Below are 26,441 nucleotides of genomic sequence, written 5' to 3'. Positions count from 1 at the left end.
CTTTTTTAACGTGTCTAAATTAGAAATTTTTTAAATCTTCTTCAACATTACTGATAGTTCCAAGCCCAAAGTTTTTATTCAAAACACCTAATACATTAGGACTTAAGAATGCAGGAACAGTTGGTCCTACATGAACATTTTTAAATCCTAAATATAGTAGAGCTAAAAGAACTAAAACAGCTTTCTGTTCATACCAAGCTATATTAAATACAATTGGTAAATCATTTACATCATCTAATCCGAAAGCTTCTTTTAATTTTAAAGCTATAACAGCAAGAGAGTATGAATCATTACATTGTCCAGCATCTAAAACTCTAGGGATTCCACCTATATCCCCAAGATTTAATTTATTATATCTAAATTTAGCACATCCTGCAGTTAAAATTACAGTATCTTTTGGTAAGGCTAAAGCAAATTCAGTATAGTATTTTCTGTCTTGCATTCTAGCATCACAACCACCCATAACATAAAACTTTTTAATAGCTCCAGATTTAACAGCTTCAACTACTTTATCAGCTAATGCTAAAACTTGATTGTGTGCAAAACCAGTAGTAATTTCTCCAGACTCTAATTCAACAGGAGGTTTACAAGATTTAGCTTTTTCTATAATTTCACTAAAATCTTTTTTATTATGTTCGTTTAAAGAGATGTGTTTACATCCATCCATACCAGCTGAGTTAGTTGTATAAACTCTGTCTAAATAGCTTGCAATAGATCCTCTTGGAGGTACTAAGCAGTTACTTGTAAACAATATAGGACCATTGAAATCTATAAATTCTTTTGTTTGATGCCACCAAGAGCCACCATAGTTCCCAACTAAATTATTATACTTTTTAAAGAATGGATAAGCAATACCAGGTAACATTTCAGAGTGAGTATAAACATCTACTCCTGTTCCTTTTGTTTGTTCAAGAAGAAGTTCTAAATCTTTTAAATCATGTCCAGAGATAAGGATACCAGGATTTTTTCTAACTCCAAGATTTACCTTAGTTATTTCGGGATGTCCATATGAAGATGTATTAGCACTATCTAAAAGAGCCATAGCGTCTACACCAACTCTACCAACACCTAAAGTCATGGCAACTAATCCATCTAACCCAAGAGAATCATCATCAACATTAGCTAAAGTTTCTTCTATAAATCTATATATTTTAAAATCTTCTTTTCCTAAATTAAAAGCATGCTCAATATATGCACACATACCTTTTAAACCATAAAGAATAGTTTCTTTTAAAGAACGAATATCTTCATTTTCTGTTCTTAAAACACCAACTTTCTCAGCAACTTCTAAAAGAGTTTCATGAGAGTTCATATTAATAGGGCAGTTTATATATTTTGCATATTTTTCTGGTACAAGTACTTTTTGCTTAGAAAGTTCAATTTTTAAGGCTGCTCTATACATCTCTCCTTTTTCAATCTCTTTTATAATAGCACTATCACTAAAATTAGCATTTGTAATAGTTACGAAAAGAGCATTTACAACCCAACGATGAAGGCTGTTACAGATAGTTGTTTTGTCATGTAACAATTCGACATAAGCAGAAACAGTTTTAGCAGTATGTATTAATAGATCCTGTAACTTTGCAGTTTCAGGAGCCTTACCACATACACCTCTAACTGTACAACCTTTATTCATTGCAGTTTCTTGACATTGATAGCAAAACATTGACATAAAAACCTCCTAAAAATATATTTAAAGTAAATAGGTTGTTTATTTTTCAGTAAAAAAACTACTCTTTTTCAAAGTCATCTTTTCCTACACCACAAACAGGACAAACCCAATCTTCTGGAACATCTTCCCAAGCAGTTCCAGCAGCTACACCATTATCAGGATCACCATTCTCAACGTCATAAACCCAGTCACAAACATTACATTTCCATTTTTCCATAATAAACCTCCAACTTTTATTTTGTATGTTACGCTGTTTATTTACAAAAAAAATTACAAAGTTCCTTTAAAAAAATTTAATATAAATTAAATAAACTATCAATGTAAAGGTAGAATAAAAAAAGGTAAAAGATAGGTAAAAACCAATAAAAGGCAATAAAAACCAGAAATTATAAAAAAAGTTATAATTTTTCTAGAAAAATTCTGTAATTCGAGATATAATTTAGTATAAGTGTAAAAAATAATGCAAGTGGGGGATGTATGCAGAAATTTAAAGTACTTGTTATGTATATTTTGATATGTACCTATATATTGTCAAGTGAGATTTATTCTCCTAGAAATGATTCAGAAGAAAAATTTCTTCAAAATATAAGAAAAAAACAACTCATTGTTGGTGGAAAATCGAATTATTTTAACGGAGAAAAAATAGATGGAGAATCTTTAGATAGTATAACAGAAGAGATGTTAACTAATTATTTGGGACTAAATGTTAAATTTGAAACTAAAAGTTGGAAAATAGAAAAAGAAAAATTTAAGAATAAAGAAATAGATATACTAACCTATTTAACTTATACTGAAGATTTTGAAAAATATGCTCTTTTTTCAACATCTATTTTATCTGAAAATTTAATTTTAGTTTCAAAAGATAAAAGTATAAATACAATACAAGACTTAAATAGAGTTACTATTAATGTAGTTGAAGGAACAATCTATGAAAAATTTTTAAAAAGATTGATTCAAAAGAATAATTTAGATTTGAAATATATTTCAGTAGAAAAAATAGATCAAAATAACATGGATACATATGTTATTTCTAATTTAAATATAATTGGAAATAATAATAAATTAAAGTTAGGTAGGTTACCAGAAGCATCTATAGCTGTACTAAAAGAATATCCAGAATTATTAGCTATAATAAATAATGCTTTAGAAGAAAAATATTCAAAAAAAATAAATGATTGGTTAGAAAAAAGAAAAGAAAAGAATATCCAAAATTTTAACAAATGATGAAAAAAAATATTTAGAAAAATTACCACCTATTAAAGTAGCATATAGAAATATAGATGGAATTAGTAGGTATTCTAGTTTAGAAAGTAGCTATATAGGAGTAGCACCAAGAATTTTGAATTATTTATCTCAAAAACTTAATGTTAAAATAATTGAAAAGAAAAAAATCAACTTAATTGATTGGGAGCTGGCAAAAAAAGAATTGTTAAACAAAAATGTAGATATTTTACTTGTATCAAAACTACCAATTAGAGAAAAAGATTTTATATTCACTCAAAAAATAGTAGATTTAAAAGTTTATGAAATAAGTAATTTTGATGAAGGTAAAAAAACGAATAAAAAAGTTGGAGTTATAAAAAATTCTTTAGAACAAAGTGTTGCAAAATATTTTTTTTCTAAAAATATGGTTGTTCAGTATAAAAATGAAAATAAAATGATTCGAGATATTAAAAATAAAAAAATAAGTTCTATGCTAACTACAAATATAGAAAAATATGATTTGTTAAAATATAATGTTGATATATTAGATATTGTGCCTGTTAATATAGCTTTAAATAAAGAAAATGTAATGCTTAGGGATATACTGGATAAAGGATTATCAGAACTCATAGTTGTAGATGATTTTAGAAATTTATCAAATTTAGAAAAAAGAAAAGAAGATATACTTGAACAAAAAAGATATAAAATTTTTTCAGTACTAATTTTGTGTGTTTCAATATTCTTAGGATTATTTTTAATATATCAAACTATTAAAATAGTAAAACATAAAAATAAAAATATAGAGTTATTAAAAGATGAATTAACGGGACTTCCAAGTAGAAGAGTTTATAATGAATTTTGTAAACATAATAATAGTACAAAGGGTTGTGTACTACTTTTAGATTTGAATAATTTTAAAGCAGTGAATGATACTTATGGTCATCATCATGGAGATCTAATTTTGATAGAAGTTGCACAATGTTTAACTATGACTTTTACAGAAGATTATTTATTCAGGATATCAGGAGATGAATTTTATATATTTTCTAATTTTACGAATAGTATAGAGTTTAAACTTGAAAAATTAAAAAAAGATTTTCAAAATTCAAAAATTTTAAAAAGTGGAAATATATCTTTTAGTTTAGGTTATTATTATAAAGATAAAGACGTCACAATGATAAAAGCTTTTAAATATGCAGATGCAGCTATGTACAAAGCAAAAAGAAGTAAAAAATGGTATTTAGAAGGCGAAAAAATTAAATTAAAAAGGAAGTGATTATGTTTAAAGTTAAAGATTATAAAATAGATGATTTAAAAACTCTTGCAAACATAAATAAAAATGCTTTTAGAAAAGATTCTGAAAAACAGAGCTTTGAAGAATTCAGAGAGTTAACAAAAGATTTTGTTGGAAAAGTTATAGTTTTAGAAAGCGAAATTATAGGAGCTATTTTTTTTAGAAAAAAAGAAATTGAAGGTGAAATTAAAATAGAGAGATTGTTTATATCTCCTAAATATCAAAATAAAGGATTAGGATACTTTATAATTGCTCGTTTAAAAGAAGAAAATCCTAGTTATAAAATAGAATTAGAAACACATAATGGTAATTTCAAAACAAAAAAGTTTTGTGAAAAAATAAAAAGAGAAATCTAAAGAAAGAGGTAAAACATGAAAGACAAAATAGCAGCTTTAGGGCAGTACTTAGTAAAACAAACTGGAAAGAATTTTAATTTTAAGATGATTAAACCTGATGGATATTACAAAGGAGTTTTATTTTCTTATGGAGCAGACGATTATTTAGTTACAAATGATAGAGCAGAACTTTTAGGTACAATGGAAGTAATAGCTATGAGAACAGCTTTAGATTATCCAACTAAACTTGTAAGAAGATATACTCATGCTAAATTTGATAATATAAGCAAGAAAAAAGAAGAATCAATTGTAGTAAATAGAATTAAATTTTATATTATTAAATTGTAAAAAAAGCAATTGTATGTTATAATTGCTATCGAACTAAATAGAAAAAAGATGTTTGGGAGATCCATCTGTAAAAAAAACCAGCAAGGGGCTCGGTTTTTTCGTGCCCTTTTTTGTTGCGTGGATCCCAAAAAGGGAGAAAAAATGAAAAAAGTAATTATTGACTGTGATCCAGGAATTGATGACTCGTTAGCGTTGATTTTAGCATTAAAATCACCAGAGTTAGATGTGATTGGATTAACTATTTGTGCTGGAAACGTTCCAGTAGAACTTGGAGGAGTTAATGCCTATAGAGTTCTGAATTTATTAAATAGAAAGGATATTCCAATCTATTTGGGAGACAACAAGCCTATGAAAAGAGAGCTTGTAACAGCTCAAGATACTCATGGAGAGGATGGCTTAGGTGAAGTTTTACCAGAAATAGACATTCCAGAATCGGCTATCCAATTAGGAGCAGTAGATTATTTAATCAAAACTCTTAAAAGCAATGAAGATGTTTCAATTATAGCTTTAGGTCCAATGACGAATTTAGCAAAAGCTGTGGAGAGAGAAAAAGATATTTTAAAATCTGCAGAAAGAATTGTTTCAATGGGTGGAGCTTTTAGAACTAATGGAAACTGTTCTCAAGTAGCAGAGTTTAACTATTGGGTTGACCCTGAATCAGTTAATATAGTCTTTCAGAATGTAGTAAAACCAATAGAACTAATACCTTTAGATGTAACTAGAAAAATAGTTTTAACACCAAATTACAGAGAGTATCTAAAACAGATGAAAAATGATATAGCACAGTTTATTTACCTTGTAACAGGATTCTATGTAGATTTCCATTGGATGCAAGAAAGAACTTTAGGGTGTGTTATAAATGATCCTTTAGCAGTAGCATATTTTATAAATCCTGATTTATGCAATGGTTTTTTAACAAATCTAGAGTGTGTAGAAAACGGAGTTGCTATAGGTCAGAGTTTAATAGATATAGGAGATTTTTATAAAAGAGATAAAAATGTTTTTATAAACACTATAGTAGATGAAAAAGAGTTTTTCAATTTATTTTTCAACAGAGTTTTTCCAGAAAATCTAAAAGATAACGAAACTGTATTAAAGGAGTATTAGAATTATGACTATGGTTGATATATTGTTAAAAAATGAAGTTTTATGGATTATAAAGTTGTTTGTAAGTTTTATAGTAGTTTTAGGGTCATATAAAATGTTTGGTAAAATTGGACTATTTATATGGATTCCAATATCTATGTTTATAGCTAATGTTGAGGTTATGGTTTTAGTTAAAATATTTGGAATTCATGCATCACTAGGAAATATAGCATATTCAAGTGCATTTTTTGTAACTGATATTCTTTCAGAAAAATATGGAGAAGAGGATGCTAAAAAAGCAATTTGGATTGGATTTTTTACAAATATAGTCGTAGCCTTTATGCTTAACTTTGCACTTGTATTTACACCAGAAGCTGAAGGTTTAGAAACATTCGGTAATTTAAAATCAATTTTTGGATTGTTCCCAAGATTTATGATAGTTGGCTTGATATCTTATACAATATCTCAGCATATTGATATATATTTATATAAAAAGTTAAAAGAAAGATTTCCAAAACAGTTATGGATTAGAAATAATGGAAGTACTATGGTAAGTCAACTTGTAGACAATATTATATTTACCAGTTTAGCATTTGCAGGAGTATTCCCAATTAATATTATGTTTGAGATATTCTTAAGTACATATATCTTAAAATGGATAGTAGCAGCAATGGATACACCATTCTTATATTTAGCTACTAAAATGGATTCTAAAAAATCATTGTGTTAGTATATTTCCAAGAGTATTTTTTACTCTTGGATTTTTTATTTTCAAAATAGAATCACTGTTTAAATTTAAGAAATTTTGTGCTATAATAAAAGGAAAAAGAGGGGAAACATGATATATTTAGACAATTCATCCACGACATATCCAAAGTTTGATCGAGTTTATGATGAAACTATGGTTTTATATAAAGAATTAGGAGTTAATTTTACTCGTAATAACTCTGATAAAAGTAAAAATGCAAAAGCTATAAAAGATAGCTTAATCAATAATATAAAAACAATATTTAGTACAAAAAATGAGATTGTATTAAATTCGTCCGCTACTTTTTCACTAAACGAAATAATTTCGGGCTTAGACTATAGTCAAATAAAAACAATTTACATATCTCCATTTGAACATAACTCAGTATTTAGAGTCGTAAAAAAAATTAGTAGAGAAAAAAATATAGATTTAAAAATATTAAAGTTTGATAAATTTAATTTAGATTTTGAAGGTATAAAATTACAATTTTTATCTCAAAAACCAGATTTAGTCGTTTCTAATCATGCTTCAAATGTTTTTGGAAATATATTGCCTGTAAAAGATATATTCGAATTAGCTAAAAAATATAATGCAATTACACTTCTGGATGCTAGTCAAACTGGAGGTGTTTTAAACTTTTCTGAAATTTCAAAAAATTCAGATTTTATAGTATTTGCAGGACATAAAAATTTATATGGTCCATCAGGTATTGGAGGATATGTATATAATAAAAAAGTATTCTTAAAGCCTCTGTTGTATGGCGGTACTGGTATAAAATCAGAAGACGAAGAGATGCCAGAGGATTTACCAGAAAGATTTGAAGCAGGAAGTCCAAATATATTAGGGATAATTGGATTAAAATTAGCAACAGATGAGTTATTAAAAATAGGTTTAGACTCTATCAAAGCTAAAAAAGAAAAAAACTTTAAAGAGTTGTATAAATTGATAGAGGAATATTCGTATGATTTGAAAATTCATTCTGATAAAGAAAATAATATAGGTATTTTATCAATAACAGGAGTTGATTATTCACCATCAGAGCTTGAAGAGATATTAATTGATAACAATATAGCCTCTAGGAGAGGGATGCACTGTGCACCACTTGCTCATCAACATATTGGCACATCAGATGGAGGAACATTAAGACTATCTGTAAGCTATTTTAATAGTCATGAAGATTTTGAAGAGTTAAAAGCAGCTTTAGATAATGTGTTTTAGGAGAAAATATGTTAAAGAAAATAAAGGGAATGTTTAAGAGTGAAGAATTAGAGAAAGAGTTAGAAGGTTTAAGAATAAAGTGTGATTTTCTAAAAAGAAATGAAATAAAGCGAGCATCAGCTTATGATATTTTATTAAAAGAAAATTTAGAAAAAGAGAGTTTGGAAAAAACAGGAGAAATAATTAAATTAAAAGAAGAGTTTCAAAAACTAGAAAATGCATATTCAGAAGAGTATGCAAAGCGTCTTAAAGCAAAATTAAAAATATATGAAGATACTTACTATACAAAGGTAAAAGAATTAGAGAGTGATTTGTTATCAACTAAAAATGAATATTCTTTGTATTTTGAAAAAGAAAAAAACAAGTGGATTTCAGAGTTAGAAAAATCAGCTAACAGCTCAAAATCAATAGTAGCCTCATTAAAGAAAGAATTAGAGGTATCTGAAGAAAAAGTTAAGATAGAAAAATCTGATAACTTAAAGAAATGTAAAGAACTGGAAGAGTTGAAATTAAAATTATCTTTAGAAAGTTCTAAATTTGCGAACGATCTTTTAGCAGAGAAAAGCAAACTGAGTTTAGAATTAGAAAAAACAGCTAAGAGCTCAAAAGCAGTAGTAGAGTCATTAAAGAAAGAATTAGAGGTATCTGAAGAAAAAGTTAAGATAGAAAAATCTGATAACTTAAAGAAATGTAAAGAACTAGAAGAGTTGAAATTAAAATTATCTTCAGAAAGTTCTAAATTTGCGAACGATCTTTTATCAGAGAAAAATAAAATGAGTTTAGAATTAGAAAAAACAGTTAACAACTCAAAAGCAATAGTAGAGTCATTAAAGAAAGAATTAGAGGTATCTGAAGAAAAAGTTAAGATAGAAAAAACTGATAACTTAAAGAAATGTAAAGAACTAGAAGAGTTGAAATTAAAATTATCTTCAGAAAGTTCTAAATTTGCGAGCGATCTTTTAGCAGAGAAAAGCAAAATAAGTTTAGAATTAGAAAAAACAGTTAACAACTCAAAAGCAATAGTAGAGTCATTAAAGAAAGAATTAGAGGTATCTGAAGAAAAAGTTAAGATAGAAAAATCTGATAACTTAAAGAAATGTAAAGAACTAGAAGAATTGAAATTAAAATTATCTTTAGAAAGTTCTAAATTTGCGAGCGATCTTTTATCAGAGAAAAATAAAATGAGTTTAGAATTAGAAAAAAAAGTTAACAGCTCAAAAGCAATAGTAGAGTCATTAAAGAAAGCATTAGAGGTATCTGAAGAAAAAGTTAAGATAGAAAAATCTGATAACTTAAAGAAATGTAAAGAACTGGAAGAGTTGAAATTAAAATTATCTTTAGAAAGTTCTAAATTTGCGAGCGATCTTTTAGCAGAAAAAAATAAAATGAGTTTAGAATTAGAAAAAACAGTTAACAACTCAAAAGCAATAGTAGAGTCATTAGAGAAAGGTTTAGAGATATCTGAAGAGGAAGAAAATTCAGAGAATCCTGTTAACTTAAATAAGTTTAAAGAAGTAACAAAATCACGAACTACAGCCAGTTATGAAAAAACAGAAGAATATAATTTTAAAGGAAATTGGGCTAATAAAGAGAAGTTTTTTAAGAATAAAAACGATTTACTAAATTTAATGAAAAGTTTTAGCGAAAATGATTTTAAAGAGATGTATTTAGAAGGTAAAAAAAGAGGGCTTTTAAAAATTGTTAAAGATAGAGATTTTTCAAATGTTTTAACTCGTCTAAAACTAAAATTACCTTTAACAATTATGAGTTTAGAAAAATTAGAAGTATTCTATGAAAATTTAATGGAAGATATTTATCCACAGAAAATATTAGGAGATGCTGAAAATATATTAGAAACACCTATAAAAGAGGAAATAGAAATACAAGAGTTTTCTACAAAATCAAAAACTAAAGATAAGATTAATAATTATGGTGAATGGGCTAATTATGAAAAATATTGTTTAAATAAAGGAAATTTAATTACAATTATTACAAGATTTTCTTTAGATGATTTTAAGGAAATTTATTCAGAATCTGTTAAAAGAAATATATTGACTCAAATGGAAGCTGCAAAAATACTAAGTGTAATTAATTGGTTAAAAATGGATGTTCCTTTAGATAAATTAAATATAAAAAAAATTGAAGAAATATACTGTAAAATAATACAAAATTTATATGAAAAAGAAGATGTAATAGTTGAGAAAAATAAAATTTCAGGAATAGAAAATAATCTTCCTGAAGTTGATTATAAAGAGGATAAGAAAAATACAGTTAAAATTAAATTAAAAACTTTTAATGATATTTCAAATCAAGCATTGAAAGAAGGGATTGTAGAGATGAAAGAATTAGAAGTTGTAAATTTTGATAATGAAGATGAAGTCTATGATATATATGAAGCTATAGAGATACTTGAAAAAAGAGGAGTCAGAATAAATTATTGATTGGAGAATTTATGGAGATTAGTAAGATAATAGAAGAATTAATAAAAACAAAAATTTTAAATATAGAAAAAATAGAATTAATAAGAGGGGGAAAATTAAAAGCTTTAATAAATTCAAAATACGATTCTGAATTTGGTTTAAACGAAATTAATGATTGTTTAAAGAAAAACTTTAATTTTATTGAAATTAGTAATAATTTGTTTGTATTAAAGACAAAATTGGAAAATATTTTGAAAGATTCTTCAAGAAATGAATATAAAAAAATTTTGGAAAAATTATATATAATTGAAATAGATGATAAACATTTGCTAAATATAGATATAGACTCAAGAGGAAGAACATATGAAGAGATTAAAAAATATGGACTAGAGAACTCTTATATAAAAGCTGAGTGGCTAGAAAATATTGATTTAAATAATTCAGAAATTTATGAAGTTCATGAAGCATATCAAGAACTTTTAAAATTAGGTATAGAAATAAAGTAGATTAGAGGAGCAAAATCGTGGCAAAGAAAGAGTGGGGTATATATTGGAGTGTTTTAAAAAATGTTCCAATAATATTAGATAAGAATACGGAAGATATAAAAATAAAGTCTCAAAACTTAATAGAAGTAGCTCAAGATTTGAGACCAGTTTTTTTAGAAGAAAAACATCTTTTGAAAAAAATATTTAATTTTGGAGAAGAGATATACTATAAGTCGGTTTGGTGCACAAAGCAAGGAAGATACATAATAGATGGTATTCCTTTAAAAGAGAGTATAGTAAAAAGAATAAATAGTTTAGAAAATTTTGAAGCTTTTAAAGAAGAAGTTTTAGCATTTCAAAAATCAGAAGAGATGAGTTTTGTAGAAGAAAAAATTTTAAAAAACTTTGTAGAAGAAAATAGTATACATATTAACTATCTTCTTAACTCGAGAGAATACGATGAAGAGGGACATTTTATAGGTGCTTATCCATTTATAGAAGAAGTTTCTAAAAAATATTCCAATAGAATTTCAATGGTTTCATTTAGTGGAGGAAAAGATTCAACAGTAGTTTCTCATTTAGTTAGAAAAGCCTTAAATAACCAATCTATTTTACATATATTTGGAGATACAACATTAGAGCTTCCTTTAACATATAGATATGTGGAAAAATTTAAAGAAGAAAATCCAATGACACCATTTTTTGATGAAAAAAATGAAGAAAATGATTTTTTTGAAATGTGTAAAGAAATCGGTCCACCAAGTAGAGTTAAAAGTTGGTGTTGCTCAATATTTAAAACAGGTCCTATGGGAACAACACTATCAAACTTTGATGAAGATTTTTTAACTTTTTATGGAGTTAGAAGAAAAGAATCTTCTTCAAGAAGTAAATATCCAAAAGTAAGTAAAACACCTAAAATTCACGGTGGAATGGTTAGCTCACCTGTTATAGATTGGTTAGATTTAGATATATGGCTGTATCTAATTTCTGAAAATATAAGCTTTAATCATAGTTATAGGCAAGGGTTTCCAAGAGTAGGTTGTTGGATGTGTCCTAACAACTCTGATATTTCTCAATTTTTAGCCAAGATATATGTTTCGAAAAAAGATTCAACAGAAATAAGATTTGATTATGCTGATTGGGAAAAATTTTTATATGAATTTTCAAATAAAGTAGTTAAACAATTTTATTTAAAAAAAGGAATAGAGTTATCTTCAGAAGATTTATTTAAGAAAGTTGAAGATTACGTTACTAAAAGCAAATGGAAAGCAAGACAAGGTGGAGATGGCATTGAAAAAAGTAAAGACACAATAATGAAGCAAAAAGAATGTATTAATGAGAAAAATACGTATATTTTAAATCTCAATAGAGAAGTTGATGAAGAATTTATAACTCTTTTTAAACCTTTTGGTGAAATTATTATTTCATCTAAAGGTACAATTCAAGAGATGTTTGTTTTGAATAAAAATAAAGAAGCACTTTTTAAAATTATTTTTAAAGAGAAAAATAAAGAAATAAAAATAACTTTAATAGATTTAAAAGATAGGTATTTGTATGGAAAAATAACAAAACAACTGAATAAATTTAATACTTGTATATATTGTCAAGCTTGTAATTCAACTTGTAGTTTTGGAGCGTTGAGTGTAATAAATGGTAAATATTCAATAGACGAAAAGAAATGTGTTAATTGCTTGAATTGTATTGGAAAATTTGATATGGGTTGTTTGGTGGCATCAGCATTAAGAACAAAAAATAAGGAGTAAAAAATGGCAGATTTACTAGTTGGACACAGCTCTTTTTATTTAAGAAGTGGTTGGATAAAAAAAGGTGTAGAATATGTTTCAGAAAATAAAAGTGATTATATATTTTCTAAAAGTAATATAGGTGCAATAGATGCGATAGGGATTGGAAGTGTTATGGTTCAATCTTTAAAATTTTGGATGACTATATTAGATATTTTAGAGAAAAGAAATAAAGAGTTTTATTTAAAAAGGGATATAAAAGAAATATTAGAGAAAGACCCTTATTTACAAAATAGAAATACTCTATGGTTATTGCATACATATATAATGGATAGAGATAATAAAGATGAAAATGCTGTTCTTTGGAATCTTTTTATAAGAAATAAAAAAAACAGTGTTTTTAGTGAAGAAGAAGCGAGAAATATTTTGTCGGTTTTTTATAAAGAGAAGGGTGAAACAATATCTGAGAGAAGTGTAAAAGATAGTCTTAGTGTTTTTATAAAAATGTACTATAGAGAGTTAGATAATAAATTAGATCCTGAAGATAATTTACATTCTCCTTTTATAAAATTAGAATATTTGTTAAAAAATGAAAACAATCAATTTTATTTTAGAAATATAGAGCATTCTGAAATAGCAGAAGAGATTATTTTCTATTTATTAAAAAGAAGAATGAGAATGTTTAATCAAATCTCAGTAATGGATTCATATTCTTATATAAATGGAATTATAAAAATGAAAATAAATGAGTATGAAAAAATAATTTCTAAGCTTGAAAATAGAGACTTTTTATTTGTTGATAGAGCAGCGGGATTACAAAATATAAATATGACCAAAAATATTTCAGATAGAGATATAATCAAGTTAATTTTAGAAAGAGAGTAAAAATGGAAAAAATTGTAAAAATACTTAATACGAATAACTACTCAATAAATTTAAGAAGTGATTTTAAAAATAAAGAAAAATTAAATGCCTACTATCCAACCTTTAGTAATATGAGGTTGCTAGATAAAGTTTTATTATCAATTGAAAATAAAACTAATGGGTCTATTATTTTATCAGGAGCATACGGAACAGGAAAATCTTATTTTACAGCTTTATTAACAAGCATTTTGAGTTCAAATTTAAAGTTGGAAGATTATAGATATTTAATAGACAAATCAAAAAATATCTATGATATAGAAGAAAGCTTTAGAGTTTATGAAAATAAAAAGTATTTAACTGTATTTATAGATGATTCAATGGATAGTTTTTCAGAAGCTGTTTTTTCAGGTGTACGAAGAGCTTTAAAAGAAGAGAATATAGATGTTCATATATCTTCAAAAATAGATATTATAGAAGAAAAGTTGGTTTATTGGAGAGAGAAACATAAAAATATTTATAAGAATTTTAAAAATGAATTGGAAAAAAATAATTTTTCAGAAGAATTAAAATATAAGACGAAAAAAGTTGAAACTATATTTTCAGAGGTTTATTCAAATGTTTTTGGTGGAGAAAAGTTTTCTTATAATGGAAATGTAAAAAATATAAAAGATTTACTTCAAGATGTTGAAAATGGAGTAAAAGACAATGGATATTCTGGAGTTATTTATATTTTTGATGAATTTGGAAGATATTTAGAAACAAATATAAATAATATAGATGTAAAAGAGATACAAGATACAGCAGAGTATTGTAATTTACAAAACAACTCAAACTTATTAGTAATAACTCATAAAGATATTTTTCAATATACTAGAAAAATCAAAAATACTGTTGAAAAAGATGAGTGGGAAAAAGTAAGTGGAAGATTTTTAAAAGAACCCCTTATATTTGAAAAAGATAGCATTTTAAAAATTTTAAAAAATATTATTCAAAAAAATAACTACGAAACTTTTAGAGAAGATAGCATTGGATTAAAAACAAAAGAAATTTTGTTGAAAAGCCTTGTAGACGATAAAGATGAAAAGCAACTTACAAAAGATTATTATCCATTAGATTATATAACAGCAACAGCATTACCTGACTTATCTCAAAAACTAGCTCAAAATGAAAGAACACTTTTTGCTTTTATTTGCTCAGATGAGCCAAAAGGATTAAAAAGTTTGATTTATAACAAAAAAAATCCATTAGATTTTATAACATTAGATTATCTTTATGATTATTTTGAAAGAGAGATAAAACAACTATCAGTTGAATCTAATGAATATAAAACGTATATATTTAGTAAAGAGATTATTTCTAAAATACCGAAAGAAAAAGAATTTGATAAAAGAGTTGTTAAAGCAATTGCAATGATATATATAAATAATAATTTTTCTGAAATAAAACCAGATATAGAAACTTTGAGATATATATTTAATACTGAATCTTTGGATTTAAATTTTTTAGAAAAGAATAAACTAATAGTATTTAAGAAGTATCAAAACTTTTATAAACTTTTAGAAAATACAAATCTAAATATTGAAAAAAAGATAGAAGAATATTGTGAAAAGAGAATAGGAAGATTTGATTATATAAAAAGATTAGAAGAGGAATTAAATAAAGGAACATATTATCCATTAAAATATAATGATTTAAATAAATTAAATAGGTATTTTGGGCAATATTATATTGATGCTTCTGATTTAGGTAAACTAGAACTTTTAAAAGAAAATACAAAAGAAGATGGAAGAATAGTCTATTTAACAAATATAGAATCTAATCCAAATTATAAAGAAATAGCTAAATCATTAAAAGAAAGCAATCAGTATATTTTGATTGATGGAAATTCAGAAAAATTGGAAATATATAATGAATTAAAAGAACTCGAAGGAATTGCTTTGTTAAAAGAAGAGTTGATAATATCAGAAAATGAAACTCTTAAAATAGAGTTAGATATTTATAAAAGAGAGATAAAAGAGACAATTTCAAAAAGAATAGATTCGTATTTTTCTAAAAAGATAGATTTATTGAATATAACAAATGATTTTTTAAGTTTTAAGTATCCTAAATATATTGGCGTTAATTATGAACTTATAAATAAGAGAATGTTATCTATACCAATGAAAAGAGCAAGACATGAAATACTAAATAAATTAAATAAAAATATAGAATTAACAGAAGAGTATTTTAAAGATACAAAAGCTGAAAGCTCTGTTGCAAGAGTGATGCTATTTAATACAGGACTATATTTTAAAGATGAAAAAAATGAAAACTATTTAAAATTCTCTAATTTTATAAACGAAATCAAACAAGAACTTAAAAATAAAAATCAATCTTTAAGAGATATGTATTTAAAGTATTGTAGTAACTGCGGAGATTATGGAATAAGAGAGGGGATTTTTACATTCTTATTAGGAATACTTTATATAGAAAATAAAGATAAAATTGTATTTTCTTTTGAAGAGGGAAATAGTGAGATAAATTTTAGTTTAGATATTTTAGATTCAATTGAAAAAAATCCTGAAAAGTATAGAATGTCTTATTATAGTATAACAAAAGATGAAGTAGATTATACCGAAGCTCTTCAAAATATATTAAAAAATCATATTAAGAGTTCTGACAATAGAATTTATAATAGGGTATTAGATGGAGTAAAAAATTATTTATTAAATCAACCTAGATATGTTGGAAGTATGTATCTTGGAAAGTTAAAAGGGTTAAATAAAATATATAAAAACATATTTATGATTAGTAATGCAAAAGAATTTATCTTAAATGAGCTACCTAAAATATACAAAACTAAAAAATATGAGGATGTACTTAGCAAATTAGAACTGGAAATGATAACTTTAGAAGAAAGTAAAGTTCAGTTTTTAAAAGAATTGGAAGAGCTAACAGTTCAAATACTGTCTAAAAAAAAGTTCGACAATTTTAAAAGCTATATTAATAATCTGGAAACGAAAGAAGAAAATATAGAAATAGAAAATTATTTAGAATCTTTAAAAAATAGTTCAGTGGAAGAGATATTACAAAGTATAACTAAAAAAATAAAAGGCTTTTCTTATCAAAATTGGAGAGGGGAGCAAGATTTAGAAGAGTATAAAAAGCTTTTAGATAAAGAGCTACTAAAAAAAGAAGTGAAAGAGAATATTGAGGGAAATTCTTTAAAAATAAAGTATCAAAATAGAGAAGAAACAATATCTCTTGAAGATTTAGATGTGATGGAAAAAATGCTAAGTTCTAAAATTTCTGCAGCTATAAAAAATATGGGGTTTAGTTTAACAACAGAGCAAAAAAGAAAAGTAGTTGCAAAAATATTAATAGAGATACGGGAGTAAATTATGACTGGAGCTGGTTGGAACTTAAAAAAAGGAGAAGTTAATCCAAATAATGTTGTAGAAACCGCTATTTATTATTTTTTTTCAAAGGGAAATCAGATGCAAAATTTATATAAATTATCACTATTTAAATCTCTGATTGATATTGAAGAGTTGAAAGGAGATATATTTAATGAGATAGCAGTATGTTTTTCAGAAATCTATTTTAATTATAAAAAAGAATACCCAATTAATATAGCGATATATAATGGTCGTTCTAAAAAATCAACTATGGATATATTAATAGAAAAATTTTATAAAGAAGGAATTTATAGTTATGAAAAAATTCCAATCGACGAAAGAATTGACTATATAATTTTAGTAAGAAAAGTTTTAAAAACAAATGTAATAGGAGCTTTTTATAAAAGCTTAAAAGAGCTACCATATAACTTTAATATAAAAGAAGAAACTGTAATTTTGAATGTTAAATTTAAAGAGTTTATAGATAAAAACAAAGATCTTTTAGAAAAAATTATTCAATATAGGATTATTGAATTTTTAAAAATTTCTGAAAAAGATAAAAACAAACTAAAAAGAGAAGTACCAAACTATGAACAAGATTTTTATATTCAAATAAAAGATATGTTAAATATTTTATTCAAATAATTGGAGGAGCAATGCATTCAAAACAAAAATTTAGAATAGAACTACCATATATTTTAAAGTTGTTAAAAATTATTGATGACGGAGAAAATGGAAAAAATGCTTTAAAAGAAGAATCTGGAGCTGGTGAAAATAAAGTTGTAACATTTATAGAATGGTTGAAATACTTAGAGGCTATTGAAGTAAAAGATGGGGAAATTAGTTTAACTAAATTAGGGGAATTTTATTTAAAAGTAAAAGAATCACATGACTATATTGAACCATTGATGCTTTATCACTTAGCTCGAAATCCAGAGTTAGAAAAAAAAGATGGTCATTATTATTTTGCCGAAATTTTAAATGAGTATTTAAGTACAAAAATATCAGATTTTGATAATAAAGTATCACAAGAAAGTATAAAAAAAACTTTGTTAGATTTTGGTGCGGATTCTAAATATCCAGAATTTATAGTAAGTACTACAAAAATAATTGCAGATTCAGAATTAGGCTTTGGAAAAATGGGATTACTAGAAGAAGTTGAAGGAGATAAGAAGAACCCAACATACGAAATACATTCTTATTGGGTTGAGCCTTTAGTGGGAGCATATATAATATATGATTTGTGGAAAGATGGGCAAACTGCTATGCCAATAAATTCAATAATTAATGATAAATATAATTTAGGTAGAATATTTTTAATGGACCAAGATGCAATTATTGAAACACTAGAAGAGATAAAAGCACTTGGATTAATAGATATAAATTTAACAGCGGGATTAAATCAAGTAGTAAAAAGTAGTAAGTATACAAAAGAAGATATATTAGAGATGATGATAAAAAATTCCTAGGGAGTTAATATGGAAAATATAGAAAATATTTTTAATGGAAATATAGAATCTAGAATAAATGCTTATGTTTATTTTAAAGAGTTAAATTCACAAAATAATTTTAAAAATATTGATGAATTGAAATATATTGATTTTGAAGAAAAAGCCTATGAATTTTTTAAAGAAAATAATCTAACTTTAAATATATTTGATAGAGGGAAATTTTTTGAATATATAAAAAAAATATCAGAAAACGAAGAGATGATATTGTTAATAGATAACTTGGAAGTAATTCAAAATATTCTTTTTAATAAAGGTGAGTTTATTGATTTTTTTAAAGAGATGCAGTTACAAAAGTTTAAAAATAAAGTTATATTTGTATTTTCAGATATTAGAATAATGAAAATAAAAAAACTACTCGATTCTAATTATCCAAAAAAGAATGTAGTTATAGGAGTGTAATATGAGAATTAGGGATATTTTAACTATTAGAGAATTTGAACCAGTAGTTGATTTGACTTGGGGATTAAATATAAATGAGCATGAAAGAATGCTTTCTAAATATATAATGACTGATGATATAGCAGAAACTTTCGTAGAGATTCTAGAAAGTTTCAATATGATTAGAAGTGAATCTAGAAGAGATAAATTAAGTGGTGATATAAATAGTACTGTAAAAAGAGCTCATATTTTATCAGGGCAATATGGAACAGGAAAATCATATTTCTTACTTATGTTGAGTATAATACTAGAAATGAAAAATAGTATGCTTGCAGATAAAATGATAAAACACTTTAAAGATTATCCAGAGCTACAATTTCAATTAAAAGCTATTCAAGAAAAAAAGAGATATTTTGTTGTTAGAATAAACGGAGAGTCTGAAAATCAAAAAGAATTTATTGATGTTATCCAAAGCAAGGTTATTGAAAGTCTCGAAAAAGAGTTTAAAGAATTAAGAATAGGTTCAATTTATTCATCTGTAAAAGACACTTTAGAAAAAGCATATTCAAAATTCTCAGATGAAATAGATGAATACTTAGATGAAAAACAAGAATTGTATGAAGACTTATTAGCTAGCCTTTCTAACTATAGAAGAGAAGGATTGGAAAAAGCTAGAAACTTGATAAAAGATATACTACATTTACCTGTTCAAGTTGAAGTTAGCAGTTTCGATGAATTTTTAAATGAAGTAAATGTTGAATTATCTAGACACGGATACAATGAACTTGTCATAATATTTGATGAATTTTCTGCATATATAACAGCATCTATTGAAAACAAAAGAATAAATAAAGATTTAGGACAAATTCAAACTTTATGTCAGTTAACATCAAGAAATACTCAAAAAAATGTTGGGTTTATTGTTTCTTTACACAAAGATATAAATGATATATTAGAAAATTATGGAGTTGGAAATAAAAATGAACTTGATAAAATTATGGGAAGATTTGAAGCTCATACTTTGAAGTTTGAACAAGGAAATGAACTTGTAAAAAGCACCTTAAATTTAGAAAAAATACCTTTTAGAAAGTATGAAGAAAAACACAAAAGTTATATACTGAATTTAGAAAAAAAATACAATCAAAAATTCATAGATTTTTATCCAATTCATCCAGCTACAATAGAATACTTAATGCCAATATCTCAAATATATGCTCAAAAAACAAGAACTACTTTAGGATTTATAAAAGAAGTTGTTAAAGAAAAATATTTCTCTAAAGAGATAGAAGAAAATGGAAAACTAAATTTGGTAAATTTGAGTGATTTGTTTGAAGCTTTTGAAGAAGCTATAGAAAATAAGAAACCAGAGATTATAGATATATATAATCAAAGTATAAATGATTATTCTGAAAGTGACAATGTTGTAAAATATTTAAGAGCAATAGCAATAGCTTATTCAAGTTCTTTAACTAAGACCTCTGCAAAATCAGAGCTTACAGCAGAAGATATTAAAGATATTTATCAAGAGTCAGGGGAAGAGGTTGTAAGAGAGTCTTTAAATAGAGTTGTTAATACAAATTATTCAAATGTTATAGTAAATAATGGAGCCTATAGGTTAATAGCAGGAACAGGTGGAGTAAAACTAGATAAAAAAATATCTGAACAGATGGAGAATATATCTCCTACAAACATAATGAAAACTATTTTAGAAAAATCTGAAAATAGAATATTTTTAAAAAGAAATTACGATATAAAATACAATATGGGATTTTTCCCGTTTGATATAAAAGTAGAAGGAATAAAGCTTAATTTAGAAGAATTAAATAATAAAAAATTAGATTTAATAACTCAGCATAAAGGATATGGAAAGGTTATTTTTGTATCTCCTGATTTTCATGAAATTTATGATAAGGATTCTTTAATAGAACAGTATGCTGAAAAGTTAAAAGAAACTAATAGTAATATATGTATAGCTTTTGCAAATGAGAATCCTTTCAAAGAAGAAGAGCTAAGAGAGTATGGTGCACTATTAAAAATAGAAAGTACAGATAAAGAGATTCACTCAAATGAAGAGCTAGCAAAAATAATAGTTACAAGAAGACGTAAACTAGAAGATAAAATTAGAAATAAATATCTTAGAAAATTTTGTAATTTAAGAAACTTTACTTTTGTATTTGGTGGAGGAAAAGTAGATAAAACTATTAGATCAGAAAGAGTATTCTTTGAAAAATTATTATTTGATTATTATACAAAATTCCCAAGAGAGATAAAAGTAGAGAATTTTAATACAAGAGCGGGTATAAATGATGTTGTAAAGTTATGTTTAGATAGAGGAGTTGGAGAATTTTCTAAAAGTGATACATCTGCTGGTGTAAAACAATTAAAAATGCTATTAGCACCACTTGATTTAATAAAATTTTCAGAGACTGTACAAGGATTTAAATTTCAATTAAAAATGCCAGGAGAAAATGCAACAGAAAATTCTAAAGAGATTATGGATATAATATTAGATAAAACTACTTTAGAGAGAAAATATAAAAAGTTAGAATCAGCGCCTTATGGATTATCAGATAAGCTGGTTGATTTATATATATTTGTAGCTAATAAAACTGGGAAAATATCTATTTTAACAGATAAAGGAAAGCATATGAATCTAGATGCTAAAAGTTTAGAGGATTTATCTAAAAAGCCAGATATTTATAAAATTGAAAAAAATGATGATTTCTTAATTCCTGTTGAAATTGAAAAGGTTTGGGATGCTTTAAATAGTTTAAGAATAGTAAAAAATAGTAAAGCTCGTGATTTTAAAGCAGGTAGTAACAATGACTTTGATCCAGCTAGAATTTTAAATGGAGAGATTAGAACAATATTTGAAAGTTTAGATGAAAAAGAGAAACGTTTAAAATCAAAAGGTGTAAAAACAAAAGAGTTGAGAAAAATTGTAGATAGCTTAAAAGAAGTATCGCTAACTTTTAAGCCAGAAGATTTCTTCAGAAAAGTCCTTGAACTTCCAAACATAGTAAATAAGAACTTATCTTTTGGAGATAATATAGTTAAATTTAAAGAGTTATTAATAAAAATAAGAAGCATAACAAATCCACTTATTTCTAACTTTGAAAACGCAGTTACAGTTTTACCACAATTAGATGATAAGATTATAGATTTAAACTCTTATGGAGATTTAAAAGAATCAGTAAAAGAGATAGAATTATTAGTTCAAAAATATTCTAATGATTTTTTGAATATTACTTTAATTGAAGAAATAGTTTTAAAAATAAATGAGCTTTTAAATTCGTATAATAACGAGTATAAAATGAGGCATGATTCTTATTATGAAGGTTTTTTTAAATTAAAAGATGAATTTTTAGTAGAAATGAAACTTAAATTGGATATTATAGATAATTTAGAAGTGTTGAACTTTAGAAATATATCTTCAGTAGACCAATTTGTAAAAGAATTATTAAATTACAGTTCTTGTGAAGTTGTTCATGCAGAAGGGTTAATTTCAACTTGTAAATCTTGTGATAAAAGAGATTTAAAGAAATTAGAAGGTAAAAAAGAAGAGTTAAAAGAGTTGTTCTCAAAACATAAAAAAATAATAAATGGAATATTTGAAAGCTATATAGATTCATTAAGAGGTGACTCTTTAAAACTAGAATTAGGTACTAATGAAAATTTTAAAAAAATTATATTTGCTATGACTAGAGTTTCTAATGAAGGTACAAACGGAACAGAGCTTGAAGAGATAGCAGATTCACTAAGCTTAGTAGAAGATAAAATAAACAACCTAATTAATAGTGAACTGAAACTTGAAAAGAATATAGATTTTGAAGAAATCACAGAAGAGTTATTATTAGAACTTCAAGGTACTGGTCAAAAGTATTTGGATTTAGATGAAGTCAAAAATAGATTTGAAACAATTATTCATAAGTATAAAAGCAAGGGAATGGTTAATACTAAGATATAGTAGGTGAAGGTATGGTAAAAATTATAAAAGATATATCTCGAGAGTATATATCTTTTCATAAGCACATAATAGTCAAAGATTTAAAAACTTACTTTGCAGGAAGAAAGCAATTTTTTGAAAGTTATAAAAAAAATGAAAATTATGAAATAGTTATTAGAAATAAAAGCTATTTTCCATTTTTTCTAGACTTTGAAAACTATGAAAATGTTCAAATAGAAGAGATTTATGAAGTGATAGGACCTGAAATTGATTTAGGTTCTTCTAAAAATATTTTTGAAATATTATTGAATAGTTTAAATAGTACTTTAAATAGTAAAAAAATTCTTGAAGCTTTAAAAAAAGAACATTTGAAAAATTATGGATTTCTTTTTAAAAATAAAAATATAAAAATAAAAGAAATTATAAATATTCTTGTAAAAATAGTTGTTTTTTCAAAATATAAAAAATGTAATTTTATTGTTCTTATGGATGACGATTATACAGAAGAGATGTACGAAATTTCCAAAAATGATATTGTATTAAAAGAAAGTTTTTTAGCTCAAAAGTTAAATTTATCTAAATATATAGATAAGTGTAATGAGGATTTAAAATTTAATAGCAAAAAAATGCATCTTTTTACAGAGTTTCCAACAGAAAAATATTTAGATGAAATAAATGGGGATCTTTATTTTGAAAAAGAGTATTTCTTAAAAATGAATATAGAAAAACTAAATCAACTTAAAAACTATGAAAGTATAATTAGCAGTTTAGAAAAAGCTGAAAATTTATTTAAAATTGACTACTCAGATTTGAAAAATGTTATATTTAGTTTATTGATTATAAAAAAAGACATAAGATTAGAAAAGAAGACACTAGAAGAATTTAAAGAGTACTTTATCACAATATATTTAAACTATAATAGCATTTCTGAAAATAAAAATTTAAATGAAATTGTGGAAAAACTAGAAAGAAGATATTGTGTTGATTTATCATCTTTAAAGCAAAGCATTCATAATATTTGGAAAGTACAAAATACAAAATTTGAAGAGTTTTATCTTAAAAATTATAATAATCTTTATAGTTCATCTGAGCAAAGAGGTTTGGATTATTCTCTTCAAAATAGTGTGAACCTTCTTAATAATGGGAAAAGAAACTTTTATATATTTATAGATTGTTTAAGATATGATATATGGTTAGGTATAAAAAAGTATATAGAGTCAAAAGGTTATAATTGTCATTCTGATAAAATAGTATTAAGTGCGATACCTACAGTTACTAGTTATTGTAAAAGAATTTTATATTGTGGAAAAAAATATAATCAAATAGAGCTTGGAGATAATTTTAAATACCCAGTAAATAAAATTGTATCAATAGATGATTTTGAAAGTTTAGAAAACAATACAGATTATCTTTATGAGATAATAGATTTAGATAACTTTTTCCATAGCATAAAAGATTTAAGTGATGAATACTTACAAAATAGTATAGAGCTTAAACTAAATAAGTTATTTCAAAATATTGATAAAGATAATTTTAATATAGTTATTATGACAGACCATGGAGCTATAAAACTTTCGGATGATGGGTTAGCTAGTTTTAGCAAATATAAAAATATATTAAACGAAAAAAAACTTCAGATGGAAAATCATGGGAGATATATAAAAATATATTCAGATTACTATGATGATGAGCTATGTAGTCAGCTATACAAGTATATGGTTGAAGACGAAGACTTTTATATTATAACCAGAGAAGAGATGAATAGATATTATTTACCAGTTGTAGAAAAAGACAAAGAAAACTATTTCTACCTAATATATAAATATGGAAAGTATCCGAAAAAAACAGGAGAATATAACCATGGTGGAATAAGTTTAGAAGAGGTTATGATTCCTTTTGGAATTTTTAAGTCTGAGTTAAGAGAGTATATACCTGTTCAGATAGATATTAAATCTGAAGAGATAAAAAATGATTCAAAAGCTGAGCTAGATATTTTAATTCAAAATAATAATATAATTCAAAATGTTAAACTTAAATTAAAATATCAAGAATATGAAAAAGAGTATATTGAGTTGGATGGGAATAAGAAGATACAAATACCTTTAAAATTATTAGAAAACTTAAAAGATAGCTATAGTGATATATTAGAAGCAGAATTTTATTTTGATGATAAAAAATATAATTTTGAAAAATATATAGAAGTAAAAGTGATAAAAAGTCAAAAAGAAATTATGAATAAAAAAATGAAGAGTAATAGACAAATACTTTAAAGGTTTATTGGAGGAGGAGTCATGGAGTTATGGGAAAGCCTTCTAAAAGACAATTTTGGAAGTGCAGTAGTAGATAAACCGAAGGCTATCAAAAATGAAATACAAGGATTACCAAGATATGTTTCAGAATATCTTTTAGGGTATTTTTGTGAAGATGAAATAACAGAGAGTGGATTACAAGAAACTAACAGATACATTGCTGAGCATAGAATAGATAGTAAAGAGAAAGAAAAGTTTAAGAACACATTAAGAGTAGATGGAGTTTTGAAAGTAATTGACAAATTTAAAGTTAAAATTAATTTAGGAAAAGGAAAGAAAAATCCAACACAATTAGAGATTCCAAGTTTAGCAATAAATAATGCAGAAGCAGATGATGCTGTTTTAGCAGAACATCCCAGACTTATGATAGATGGATTGTGGGGAATGGGAGAAATTAATTATAATGGTACAGAAACAAAATTAGTCAATTTTAAACCTTTTCAACTTTCTGATATTGATGTAGATGAGTTAAAAGAAGGTAGGTCAGCTTTTAATTCAGATGAATGGTTAAATATAATGATAAGTACTGTAGGATTAAACTATGAGAATTATAGTAGGAGAGAGAAATTAATCTTACTTTCTAGATTGATACCAATGGTTGAGAACAATATATTTATGATGGAGTTTGGGACTCCTGGAACAGGAAAGACTTATGCTTATGAGAATATAAGTTCTTATTCAAGAGTAATATCTGGAAGTAATATAACAGGACCTCAGCTATTTTATAATTTAGGAACAAATCAAGATGGACTTTTAGTTCAGTATGATGTATTACTTTTTGATGAAATTGATAAAATTAAGAAAAGTGGATTAGCAGAAGATATATATTCAAAACTCTTTCAATATTTAGAATCTGGTAAGTTTGATCGTGGTGGAGTTGAAAAGGTTAGTGAATGTGGGATAATGATGGTAGGTAATTTGCCACCAGGAGAATTTGATAAGAATAACCTGTTGGTAAATGCTTTGAATCCTGGAAATACTAGTTCTGCGTTTTTAGATAGATTAGCTGGAGTTGTTCCAGGTTGGGAGATTAAAAGTATAGGAAACCCAAATATGGCATATACTAAAAACTTTGGATTTGCTGCTGATTATTTTAGTGAGGTAATTCATAAGCTAAGAAGAACAGATTATCAATATATTAAAAATAGAATAAGATTAGATGAAGCAAGTGGAAGAGATACAAAGGCTATTCATAGAATAGTAAATGGAATGATGAAACTTGTTTATCCTCACGGTGAAATAAGTGATAATGAGCTAAAAGAGATTGTTGAATTAGCTGTTGAATATAGACAGTTTGTATGCGACCAAAATTATAGTATAAGTAAAGAAAATATTTTTAATAAAAAGATTGAATTTAGTATTTATTGACATCAAATAAGTTTGTAATTAATCTTTTGAAATATTTAATTAAATTCAAACTTTTTTGCCAATAAAAAACGTCTAAAAGTTATAATAATAGTTAAGAAGATTCAAATAAGAGCCATCACACAATTTTATAGATGTTT

The 26,441-nt window shown here is 25.3% G+C and carries 20 protein-coding genes; 18 read left to right on the top strand and 2 right to left on the bottom strand.

Annotation, left to right across the window (positions count from 1 at the left end; all coding sequences use genetic code 11):
- Positions 1-19: 19 nt before the first annotated feature.
- Positions 20-1,672 carry a hydroxylamine reductase gene (hcp, locus tag ACRCZX_RS02870; protein WP_438581436.1) on the bottom strand — a complete coding sequence of 551 codons (1,653 nt, stop codon included), beginning with the start codon at positions 1,670-1,672 and terminating at the stop codon, positions 20-22.
- 58 nt (positions 1,673-1,730) lie between these two features.
- Entirely contained in the window at positions 1,731-1,889 is a 159-nt protein-coding gene (gene rd / locus ACRCZX_RS02865) for a rubredoxin (RefSeq protein ID WP_438581435.1), read from the bottom strand.
- A gap of 260 nt (positions 1,890-2,149) precedes the next feature.
- Here rd and ACRCZX_RS02860 point away from each other — a divergent pair, with 260 nt between their 5' ends.
- The 18 genes from ACRCZX_RS02860 (at position 2,150) to brxL (ending at position 26,304) form a co-directional block, all read left to right on the top strand.
- Complete coding sequence (locus ACRCZX_RS02860) at positions 2,150-2,896, top strand: transporter substrate-binding domain-containing protein (protein WP_438581434.1); 747 nt, start codon at positions 2,150-2,152, stop codon at positions 2,894-2,896.
- Between the two features lie 115 nt (positions 2,897-3,011).
- Positions 3,012-4,151 carry a GGDEF domain-containing protein gene (locus tag ACRCZX_RS02855; RefSeq protein ID WP_438581433.1) on the top strand — a complete coding sequence of 380 codons (1,140 nt, stop codon included), beginning with the start codon at positions 3,012-3,014 and terminating at the stop codon, positions 4,149-4,151.
- A 2-nt stretch (positions 4,152-4,153) separates the two neighbouring features.
- Entirely contained in the window at positions 4,154-4,525 is a 372-nt protein-coding gene (locus tag ACRCZX_RS02850; RefSeq protein ID WP_438581432.1) for a GNAT family N-acetyltransferase, read from the top strand.
- 15 nt (positions 4,526-4,540) lie between these two features.
- On the top strand, positions 4,541-4,852 hold the full coding sequence (locus ACRCZX_RS02845) for a hypothetical protein (RefSeq protein WP_438581431.1): 312 nt from the start codon (positions 4,541-4,543) through the stop codon (positions 4,850-4,852).
- Positions 4,853-4,993: 141 nt separating this feature from the next.
- On the top strand, positions 4,994-5,959 hold the full coding sequence (locus ACRCZX_RS02840; protein ID WP_438581430.1) for a nucleoside hydrolase: 966 nt from the start codon (positions 4,994-4,996) through the stop codon (positions 5,957-5,959).
- Positions 5,960-5,981: 22 nt separating this feature from the next.
- Positions 5,982-6,668, top strand: a complete 687-nt coding sequence (locus tag ACRCZX_RS02835; protein ID WP_438581454.1) for a queuosine precursor transporter — start codon at positions 5,982-5,984, stop codon at positions 6,666-6,668.
- Between the two features lie 108 nt (positions 6,669-6,776).
- Positions 6,777-7,904, top strand: coding sequence for an aminotransferase class V-fold PLP-dependent enzyme (locus ACRCZX_RS02830; protein WP_438581429.1), 1,128 nt, complete (start codon positions 6,777-6,779; stop codon positions 7,902-7,904).
- Between the two features lie 8 nt (positions 7,905-7,912).
- Positions 7,913-10,345, top strand: a complete 2,433-nt coding sequence (locus ACRCZX_RS02825) for a hypothetical protein (RefSeq protein ID WP_438581428.1) — start codon at positions 7,913-7,915, stop codon at positions 10,343-10,345.
- 11 nt (positions 10,346-10,356) lie between these two features.
- The gene (locus ACRCZX_RS02820) at positions 10,357-10,830 is read left to right on the top strand and encodes a hypothetical protein (RefSeq protein ID WP_438581427.1); all 474 of its coding nucleotides are present in this window, start codon (positions 10,357-10,359) and stop codon (positions 10,828-10,830) included.
- A gap of 17 nt (positions 10,831-10,847) precedes the next feature.
- Positions 10,848-12,572, top strand: coding sequence for a phosphoadenosine phosphosulfate reductase domain-containing protein (locus tag ACRCZX_RS02815; RefSeq protein ID WP_438581426.1), 1,725 nt, complete (start codon positions 10,848-10,850; stop codon positions 12,570-12,572).
- Positions 12,573-12,575: 3 nt separating this feature from the next.
- Complete coding sequence (locus ACRCZX_RS02810; protein WP_438581425.1) at positions 12,576-13,436, top strand: DUF4007 family protein; 861 nt, start codon at positions 12,576-12,578, stop codon at positions 13,434-13,436.
- 2 nt (positions 13,437-13,438) lie between these two features.
- The gene (locus ACRCZX_RS02805; protein WP_438581424.1) at positions 13,439-16,792 is read left to right on the top strand and encodes a hypothetical protein; all 3,354 of its coding nucleotides are present in this window, start codon (positions 13,439-13,441) and stop codon (positions 16,790-16,792) included.
- Positions 16,793-16,795: 3 nt separating this feature from the next.
- Positions 16,796-17,437, top strand: coding sequence for a hypothetical protein (locus tag ACRCZX_RS02800; RefSeq protein ID WP_438581423.1), 642 nt, complete (start codon positions 16,796-16,798; stop codon positions 17,435-17,437).
- Between the two features lie 11 nt (positions 17,438-17,448).
- Positions 17,449-18,261, top strand: coding sequence for a DUF4007 family protein (locus ACRCZX_RS02795; RefSeq protein WP_438581422.1), 813 nt, complete (start codon positions 17,449-17,451; stop codon positions 18,259-18,261).
- A 9-nt stretch (positions 18,262-18,270) separates the two neighbouring features.
- The gene (locus ACRCZX_RS02790) at positions 18,271-18,702 is read left to right on the top strand and encodes a hypothetical protein (RefSeq protein ID WP_438581421.1); all 432 of its coding nucleotides are present in this window, start codon (positions 18,271-18,273) and stop codon (positions 18,700-18,702) included.
- Position 18,703: 1 nt separating this feature from the next.
- A complete protein-coding gene (locus tag ACRCZX_RS02785; protein ID WP_438581420.1) occupies positions 18,704-22,648 on the top strand; it encodes a hypothetical protein in 3,945 nt (1,314 codons plus the stop codon).
- Between the two features lie 11 nt (positions 22,649-22,659).
- Positions 22,660-24,897 (top strand): hypothetical protein, encoded by a 2,238-nt coding sequence (locus ACRCZX_RS02780; RefSeq protein ID WP_438581419.1) that lies wholly within the window; start codon positions 22,660-22,662, stop codon positions 24,895-24,897.
- Positions 24,898-24,918: 21 nt separating this feature from the next.
- A complete protein-coding gene (brxL, locus tag ACRCZX_RS02775) occupies positions 24,919-26,304 on the top strand; it encodes a BREX system Lon protease-like protein BrxL (RefSeq protein ID WP_438581418.1) in 1,386 nt (461 codons plus the stop codon).
- Positions 26,305-26,441: the final 137 nt, after the last annotated feature.

The organism is Cetobacterium sp. (assembly GCF_051658645.1).
GTDB lineage: Bacteria > Fusobacteriota > Fusobacteriia > Fusobacteriales > Fusobacteriaceae > Cetobacterium_A.
This window is presented reverse-complemented; position numbering and strand designations above follow the sequence as displayed.

What these genes read in the sequence shown, in the direction of transcription:
- hcp (WP_438581436.1), bottom strand. Translation starts at nt 1,672, where the DNA reads ATGTCAATGTTTTGCTATCAATGTCAAGAAACTGCAATGAATAAAGGT.
- rd (WP_438581435.1), bottom strand. Translation starts at nt 1,889, where the DNA reads ATGGAAAAATGGAAATGTAATGTTTGTGACTGGGTTTATGACGTTGAG.
- ACRCZX_RS02860 (WP_438581434.1), top strand. Translation starts at nt 2,150, where the DNA reads ATGCAGAAATTTAAAGTACTTGTTATGTATATTTTGATATGTACCTAT.
- ACRCZX_RS02850 (WP_438581432.1), top strand. Translation starts at nt 4,154, where the DNA reads ATGTTTAAAGTTAAAGATTATAAAATAGATGATTTAAAAACTCTTGCA.
- ACRCZX_RS02845 (WP_438581431.1), top strand. Translation starts at nt 4,541, where the DNA reads ATGAAAGACAAAATAGCAGCTTTAGGGCAGTACTTAGTAAAACAAACT.
- ACRCZX_RS02840 (WP_438581430.1), top strand. Translation starts at nt 4,994, where the DNA reads ATGAAAAAAGTAATTATTGACTGTGATCCAGGAATTGATGACTCGTTA.
- ACRCZX_RS02830 (WP_438581429.1), top strand. Translation starts at nt 6,777, where the DNA reads ATGATATATTTAGACAATTCATCCACGACATATCCAAAGTTTGATCGA.
- ACRCZX_RS02825 (WP_438581428.1), top strand. Translation starts at nt 7,913, where the DNA reads ATGTTAAAGAAAATAAAGGGAATGTTTAAGAGTGAAGAATTAGAGAAA.
- ACRCZX_RS02820 (WP_438581427.1), top strand. Translation starts at nt 10,357, where the DNA reads ATGGAGATTAGTAAGATAATAGAAGAATTAATAAAAACAAAAATTTTA.
- ACRCZX_RS02810 (WP_438581425.1), top strand. Translation starts at nt 12,576, where the DNA reads ATGGCAGATTTACTAGTTGGACACAGCTCTTTTTATTTAAGAAGTGGT.
- ACRCZX_RS02805 (WP_438581424.1), top strand. Translation starts at nt 13,439, where the DNA reads ATGGAAAAAATTGTAAAAATACTTAATACGAATAACTACTCAATAAAT.
- ACRCZX_RS02800 (WP_438581423.1), top strand. Translation starts at nt 16,796, where the DNA reads ATGACTGGAGCTGGTTGGAACTTAAAAAAAGGAGAAGTTAATCCAAAT.
- ACRCZX_RS02795 (WP_438581422.1), top strand. Translation starts at nt 17,449, where the DNA reads ATGCATTCAAAACAAAAATTTAGAATAGAACTACCATATATTTTAAAG.
- ACRCZX_RS02790 (WP_438581421.1), top strand. Translation starts at nt 18,271, where the DNA reads ATGGAAAATATAGAAAATATTTTTAATGGAAATATAGAATCTAGAATA.
- ACRCZX_RS02785 (WP_438581420.1), top strand. Translation starts at nt 18,704, where the DNA reads ATGAGAATTAGGGATATTTTAACTATTAGAGAATTTGAACCAGTAGTT.
- ACRCZX_RS02780 (WP_438581419.1), top strand. Translation starts at nt 22,660, where the DNA reads ATGGTAAAAATTATAAAAGATATATCTCGAGAGTATATATCTTTTCAT.
- brxL (WP_438581418.1), top strand. Translation starts at nt 24,919, where the DNA reads ATGGAGTTATGGGAAAGCCTTCTAAAAGACAATTTTGGAAGTGCAGTA.